At 43.9% G+C, this 3,746-nt stretch carries 3 protein-coding genes and 1 pseudogene; 2 read left to right on the top strand and 2 right to left on the bottom strand.

Annotation, left to right across the window (positions count from 1 at the left end; translation table 11 throughout):
- Positions 1–115: 115 nt before the first annotated feature.
- A pseudogene (locus EWV84_RS03325) lies at positions 116–876 on the top strand (J domain-containing protein).
- A gap of 90 nt (positions 877–966) precedes the next feature.
- Entirely contained in the window at positions 967–2,427 is a 1,461-nt protein-coding gene (locus tag EWV84_RS03320) for a serine/threonine-protein kinase (protein ID WP_287076454.1), read from the top strand.
- A gap of 92 nt (positions 2,428–2,519) precedes the next feature.
- Here the strand turns inward: EWV84_RS03320 and EWV84_RS03315 are convergent, their stop codons facing one another.
- Together EWV84_RS03315 and EWV84_RS03310 are read right to left on the bottom strand one after the other, a co-directional pair.
- Positions 2,520–2,825 (bottom strand): HigA family addiction module antitoxin, encoded by a 306-nt coding sequence (locus EWV84_RS03315; RefSeq protein WP_008202213.1) that lies wholly within the window; start codon positions 2,823–2,825, stop codon positions 2,520–2,522.
- A 10-nt stretch (positions 2,826–2,835) separates the two neighbouring features.
- Positions 2,836–3,114 carry a type II toxin-antitoxin system RelE/ParE family toxin gene (locus EWV84_RS03310; protein WP_287076451.1) on the bottom strand — a complete coding sequence of 93 codons (279 nt, stop codon included), beginning with the start codon at positions 3,112–3,114 and terminating at the stop codon, positions 2,836–2,838.
- Positions 3,115–3,746: the final 632 nt, after the last annotated feature.

The raw sequence follows: 3,746 nt of genomic DNA, 5'->3' as shown, positions 1-3,746 counted from the left end.
TCGAAACGAATAGGCTTTTTCCATGTCTCACATTTTAGCATATATTTGGTAAATGCGCTAGTATTTAACGGTAAAGCCGTCGTGAAACGACGGGGTTTCAGACCCAAAATTTTCGATGACGGAGCAAATTCTTTCTCTACTCTTGTACTTAATTGTCATTTTAACGGCTTTTTGGTTTATTAGCCCCCAAAAAAAGCCCCGTAGTCATCCCGCCTATCATCTTGCTTGTTTGCTGGAAGATGCTCCTGAAAGCTCTTTAAAGGGTCAATTTTATCCCTTGGCTACTCCTTTGGCTACCCCGATCGCTTGTACTGTTCCGCAAGTCTGGCGCGGTTTCTATCAGCAGTCTCTGGCAAAACCAGATATTAACTATTGGCAATGGCGCAGTATGCCTGAAAATGAGCAGTTTTGTCGGTAATTAAGGGAGTTATTGCGATTAAATTCCCCTAGAGGTTACGCTAAGGAAATTCTGGAAAGTCTGGCCTTGGGTCAAGATCCTTTTTATCATCTTTACTGGGACCTAAAAGCGATCGCTAATGGGAACTTTAACACTATTGGGGCTAATAAACTAGCTGAGGGCAGATTTGCCCAGCGAGATTTGCGAACTCATCAGCAGATGCGGAAAGATTTTCGTCAATGGCATCTACAAGCTTGTCAACAGTTGGGAAAAGAGCGGGTTAAAGCGGTTTATCGGCTGTGTTATGGGGCAGATTGGTCATTAATCGCCCAAATTCTCTATCCTTCGCCCCGTTCCTTGGCCGTACGGAAATCACCGCCCATCTTAATCGCGCCTACGATTGTTATCAAAGTTTTCAGGAGATGAGTAGTCAAGATAATGCACCTTTGTGGACGAAAATCCGTCGCTGGATTCCTTAGACTTGACTCTAGTTTTTCCCTTGACTTTTTCCTTAACAAAAGAATGTTAGTCTAGGAACAATTTATGACCACGCTTGCACTCTCAGGGTAATGAATCTAGTGCTTTTAAACAATCGCTACCAAATTGTTAGTACCCTTGCTAGGGGGGGATTTGGGGAAACTTATATCGCTATCGATACGAATATGCCTTCTCAACGGCGCTGTGTGATTAAAAAATTGCAGCCAGCTATTCAAAGTGAGGAGATGCCAGAATGGTTAAAAGAACGTTTTCAGAAAGAAGCAAGCGTTTTAGAGGAATTGGGCGAGCAAAATCGCCAAATACCCCGTTTATACGGTTATTTTGCCCAAGATAATCATTTCTATCTGGTGCAGGAATGGATTGAAGGGGAGACACTAACCCAAAAACAGCAACGACAGGGAAATTTATCCTCCTCAGCAGTGCGGACGATTTTAGATAATTTACTGCCTGTTCTGGATTTTATTCACAGTCGCCGCATTATTCACCGGGATGTGAAACCCGATAATATTATCTTAAGAAATAGTGATAATTTGCCCGTTTTAATCGATTTTGGGGTAATGAAAGAGGCGGTCGCCACCTTACTCGATCCTACGGGAAAAAGTGCCTATTCGATCGCCCTTGGCACCCCCGGTTATATGGCTTCGGAACAGGCTGCCGGGAGACCGGTCTTTTCTAGTGACCTTTACAGCCTAGGCTTAACGGCGATTTTTTTATTAACGGGAAAAACTCCCCAATATCTAGAAACTGACTCGCGTACGGGGGAAATTCTCTGGCGACAGGAGGCAGAAAATGTTAATCCTAATTTAGCTATGGTAATCGATCGAGCGATCCGTTTTCATCCCCGGGATCGGTTTGCTACTGCTAGGGAAATGTTGGCAGCTTTAGGAGAAATCTCCCCGGATTTGTCCACCCAACCGACTATCGCGGTTTCTCCCCATAGTCCCCGATTAAAGTCCTCTACACCCCCAAAACCAACCGTCTCCCCCACTGTGGTTATTAAACCCAATTCTGGGGAAAAAAAGAATCCTTGGCTGTCGATTTTGCTGATTTTTGCGGTGACAATTGGGGCTTTTGCCCTAGGATATCGGGGATTTATGGCTCTTTTACCCAAAAATGAGGAAATTAAACCATCACCAACCCCTGAACCTTCTCCTAGTCCTGAAATCATTCCTCCTCCCTCCCAAGATTTTCCCCCTATCCGACGACCTTCTCGTCAACGGACTCCCATTTATTCCCCGACTCCTACCCCATCCCCGACTCCTACCCCAGAGGTGATTCCTAGTCCAGAAGTGACTCCAGAATTAACTCCTAGTCCCACCCCAGAAGAAGTAATTCCTATTCCTGTTCCCCTTCCTGAAACGGAGCCGAGTCCTCAAGTTTCTCCCCTTCCTTCTCCTTCTCCTTCCCCTTCTCCTTCCCCTTCTCCTTCTCCTGTTCCAGAGGTGATTAATCCCCCAGTTAATGAGGATAAAATTGAACCGATCGCTCCTCCCGTTTTATCACCTTCTCCTCCTGAAGAAAATAGTAATTAATAGACTGCTTGCAGAATTCGGAAAGGGGAAGATGATAATTTTCTCTTAAACCTTTGCCCTTTTCCCTACAGGCGGATCTCTTCGAGATCGCACTAACCCAATGTTGTTTGGTGTTGTAACCCAATCGGATTCACAATAATTCTATCTTCCTGTTTTTTAACCTCAGCAAGATCGTAATTCATCTGGAGGCGCAGCCAGAAAGCAGGGGTACTACCGATTGTCTTTGACAAACGCACAGCCATTTCCGGGGAAATCCCCGCCTTGCCATTGATTAGGTTAGATAGTCTAGAGCGTGACACGTTCAGCATTTTTGCCGCAGCCGTAACGGTCAATTCAAGCTCTTCAATCGAACTTTTGACAATTCTGCCGGGATGTACGGGATTTTTCAGGGTCATCATGTTTTTTCCCTCAATGATAATCTACAAGGTCAATGTCGAGAGCGTTTCCATCTTCAAATCGGAAGACAATGCGCCAGTTACCTGTAACACGGACGCTCCAAAAACCTTTTAACTCTCCCGTCAGGGGGTGTAATCTGTAACCAGGGATATTAGCCTCCTCTACACTTTCCGCTGCCGAAAAAATTGAGAGAATTTCCTCGATTTTGGGGATCATGTTGGGGTTTAATCCCCTGCGTTCTCCCCTTTCGTAAAACTGTTTCAGTCCTTTATGTTGAAAACTCTCAATCATTCAATTGTAGCCTGTAGCCTAACACTTTAATTTTGACTATTTGATTCGAGGAAATCAAGGAGATTAGCACAAGCGTACGCCACCACACCCATCACCCATCCTGAAAATCCCCAAATCACTGAAAATCCTGATGCTGACAAGGAAGTAGTGCAGATACCAGCGTAAGCCATGAGGAAGAGGAATATAAAGATTTATTAAACTGTAGCTTTTGATACAGTTGCGGGGGGGGGGAATGTGTATGCTTTGCCTATCTTCCTTTGGTCTTGGGTTGGGCTATTGCTTGATCTGAACTATAGCAGTTCTCATATTAAAGTTATTTAAACTGGTGGTATTTATGTTTCAAAAGTATTTGTATTTTAGACTCCCTAAACTTCTTACTTTTTTACTCCTTTCTGTTTTTACTATATTTCATTCGGAAAAAGCTGTAGCGTGTGATGATTGTGTAGTCCGGTATACGTCTGATCTCATCCCATCCCCATATTGTATTCAAGATCCCAAGTGTGCTAAAGAAAAAGGGCTCTTCGTTACCCTTTATGCTAAATCAACAGACAAGATGCCAAGACAACATACTTCTAACCCAAAAATTCCGAAAGTTTCTAAAGCCATAGGCTCTCCGTTTTATTAGTTTAAGT

Source organism: Microcystis sp. M_QC_C_20170808_M3Col (assembly GCF_007095505.1).
Classification (GTDB): domain Bacteria; phylum Cyanobacteriota; class Cyanobacteriia; order Cyanobacteriales; family Microcystaceae; genus Microcystis.
This window is presented reverse-complemented; position numbering and strand designations above follow the sequence as displayed.